This window comes from Vibrio anguillarum, assembly GCF_001989995.2.
Lineage (GTDB): Bacteria > Pseudomonadota > Gammaproteobacteria > Enterobacterales > Vibrionaceae > Vibrio > Vibrio anguillarum.
Window position 1 is genome coordinate 1 of sequence record NZ_JAHGUP010000169.1, and the last position, 3,099, is coordinate 3,099.

The following is a 3,099-nucleotide window of genomic DNA, read 5'->3' on the forward strand; positions in this document are numbered from 1 at the left end:
ACCCCTTAGCCGGGCGTTAGTTTTTCTCAAGAAAATCGCATAAAGGTTGAAGATGGTCTCATATAGAAATATGACTGAAGAAGAATTTCAGTGTTATAGGTTGTATTCCAATGAATTTAGAGGGCAAGAACTCGCTGCCGCAAAGCAAGTATCCCATGCTAAAGGGGTGCAGTTGGCAAACATGGAACTTGATGACTGTTTACCTCAGGGGTTAAAAACAGAAAATAATACTCTTCTGTGTCTCGAAGTTAAATTGAATGGTATTACATATGTAATTGGTTATTTCTGGTATTTTTTAGCAGAAACCTCAGCATTCATTTATGACTTTCAAGTTTTCCCTGAGTATCAAGGTAAAGGTTATGGCAGCCGCATATTTCAAGAATTGAATGAATTTTGGACTGGTAGTGGAATTGAACAGGTTGAATTATTAGTGGCTTACGATAATGAGCGAGCTTTTAAGCTTTATAAGGAAATTGGCTTTAAAGCGACAGGAATAAACATGGTCATGCAGACAAAAAACTAACAAACAATTTAAGAGTGACTCCTAACGCTTGCCGATTTTACTCCGATTTGAACTTTGTGTTTACGGTGCAATGGTTTAGCTCAGGTTTTATAGCGTTGTCGCACCTTAATTGGGCGTTATGAATTTTTCATTTTGGTCAGATTAATAAAATGGAGGGGTAAAAATTATGGATATGGCTTTATGCACAATCGATGGTAAGGAGTGGAAGGCCGATGAATTTTGGGCGTTAGGTGAAAATTCTATCGTAACCATGCGCAGAAATTTGCAATGTATTTCGTGTAATGGAGATGCTTGGTTTAGAAAATCAAGCTACGGTAATAAAGTCCCTCATTTTTGTGCTCACCATGAAGAAGATTGTATTTTTGCTACAAATTATGAAGTCGTAGATGATGGTGATGGTGGCGATGGATCGCCAGCAGCAAATCCTGATAGTGGTATTATTTTAAATCTGGGTTTAGACAAAAATTATGAGGTTGATGTAAAAGCTCCAGAACCGAAACAACCAATACCGACGGGTGAGAGAAGATCGGGGATTGAGGTAAAAAATGGTGGAGGCAAAGATTATCCTGCACATCTAACATTAAAAAATACACTCTATAAACTAGTTCGTTCAGATAAACTTTATTTATCTGATACTAAAGTGACGATTCCATATATCCCTATTCAGGGATTGCCAGAAAAAGCCAGTCAGTTATTTGTGAACTTTAAAGATGTCCATGAAGGCTATAACGGGCTTAACCGAATTTACTGGGGGTTTATTAGCGATGCTGGATTTACTAGTAACGGAAAGCTTTGGCTCAATGCCGGTAGTCGAACTGACGGATTAAGTGTTTCTATAAGTCCTGAGATCACAGATGAGTTTCGCTCGTACTTTAAAGTCGACAAGTCATTAGATCAGCTAGAAGGTTGTCATGCACTGATCATTGGTGACTGTTATTACGCTTCTACAGGAAAGCCAGTAATCTGGTGCAGTAGCCTAGATTACGTGGTGCTACGCCGATACAACTTTGACAAAAATTCATAACAAACGCTTCAAGAGGGACAGCCAACGCGTGGCGCTCTTACTTCAAATCAGCATTTGTGATTACGGTTGTTAATTTAAGTTCAGTGTTTTGCGTTGTCTGCCCCTTAAGCGGGCGTTATAACAACAAGGAGAGTTCAGTGAAAATAACAGTGTTAGATGACTATCAGGATGTGGTCAGAACTTTAGATTGTTTCGACCTATTATCTCACCATGAAGTGTCAGTTTTGAATGAAACACTCCCTGAACCGGAGTTGGTTGCTCAACTTCAGGAAACAGATGTTCTTGTTCTAATTCGAGAGCGGACAGTAATAACAGAGTCCTTGCTATCTCGATTACCTAATCTCAAAGTCATTAGCCAAACTGGCAAGGTCAGCAACCACATTGATGTTAATTTATGTGAAAAATTTGGGGTTCAAGTACTAGAGGGGCGCGGGTCTCCGATAGCACCTTCTGAATTAGGCTGGGCGGTAATTATGGCTGCTAGTCGTTACATTCCTACTTATTCTGCGAACCTTAAAAATGATAAATGGCAAGACTCAGGTGTTCTGGGTTTAGGTCGAACTTTAAAAGGTTTAAAACTTGGTATTTGGGGTTACGGGAAAATAGGGCAACGAATCGCTCAATATGCTAAAGCATTTGAAATGTCGGTTGTTGTTTGGGGTAGTGAGCCGTCAAGAAAGCTAGCACTCGAACATGGCTTTGAAGCTGCTACTTCAAAAGAAACGTTTTTTACTAGCTCTGATATCGTTTCACTCCACCTACGTTTAAATGATGTGACCCGAGCGTGTGTAAAAGCCACTGACTTAAGCTTAATGAAATCTGACTCTTTATTTGTAAACATTAGCCGTTCAGAACTTGTTGAGTCATCAGCCCTCTACAATGAGCTTGTTTCTGTGCCAACCAAGCGTGCTGCTCTAGATGTCTTTGATGTTGAACCAGCATCACTCGATAGCGAGCCTTTACTTTCGTTGCCCAACGTTATGGCAACGCCTCATTTGGGGTATGTAGAGCAAAATAGCTATGAACTGTATTTCAAAATAGCATTTGAGAACATTTTAGCTTTCGAGCAGGGTTCGGTGTAAGTTTCAACATCGAGGAACTCGTTGTTATAACAAACAATTTAAGAGGGATTCTCAACGCTTGGCATTTTTGGTTCTACTTCAATTTTAGTGGTTACGGTACAATGCCTTAGGTTGGGTGGTAGCGTTGCTCACCCCTTAATTGGGCGTTAGCTGAGGTTAAGAAAAGCCATAAAATTAAGCGCTTATTTTTATTAGTCTGAGGCTCTGGCTTTACACCTGAAAGTCAGCACTTTTCCATGTATCTCGCCAGTGGCACTGTTCGTGAAGTGTTTGAACTAACCGAAGTCTTCTTACGGGAAGTGGTGTGTTTGTTTATTTCTTTGGTGTGGCTTCTTTGGTTTTGAAGCTCTTTCGCGCTTAAGTTGATTTCGCGCACTTGGTTGTTGGCTTCTTCGAAAGAATTCTTTGTAAATTTAAGTCTTAGAAGCTCGCCAGTATTCCTCTTATTTCTTCTTTGCCAAGTGCGTTTC

At 40.0% G+C, this 3,099-nt stretch carries 4 protein-coding genes; 3 read left to right on the forward strand and 1 reads right to left on the reverse strand.

Annotation, left to right across the window (positions count from 1 at the left end):
* The first annotated feature begins 70 nt into the window (after positions 1-70).
* The 3 genes from PL85_RS18135 (at position 71) to PL85_RS18145 (ending at position 2,629) form a co-directional block, all read left to right on the forward strand.
* Positions 71-523 (forward strand): GNAT family N-acetyltransferase, encoded by a 453-nt coding sequence (locus tag PL85_RS18135; RefSeq protein WP_088729602.1) that lies wholly within the window; start codon positions 71-73, stop codon positions 521-523.
* A 166-nt stretch (positions 524-689) separates the two neighbouring features.
* Entirely contained in the window at positions 690-1,547 is an 858-nt protein-coding gene (locus PL85_RS18140; RefSeq protein ID WP_115340153.1) for a hypothetical protein, read from the forward strand.
* Between the two features lie 137 nt (positions 1,548-1,684).
* Positions 1,685-2,629, forward strand: a complete 945-nt coding sequence (locus tag PL85_RS18145) for a D-2-hydroxyacid dehydrogenase family protein (RefSeq protein WP_115340154.1) — start codon at positions 1,685-1,687, stop codon at positions 2,627-2,629.
* 223 nt (positions 2,630-2,852) lie between these two features.
* On the opposite strand, the gene PL85_RS18150 is transcribed toward PL85_RS18145, so the two are convergent.
* On the reverse strand, positions 2,853-3,099 hold a 247-nt coding region (locus tag PL85_RS18150), incomplete at its 5' end, for a hypothetical protein (protein WP_215809367.1).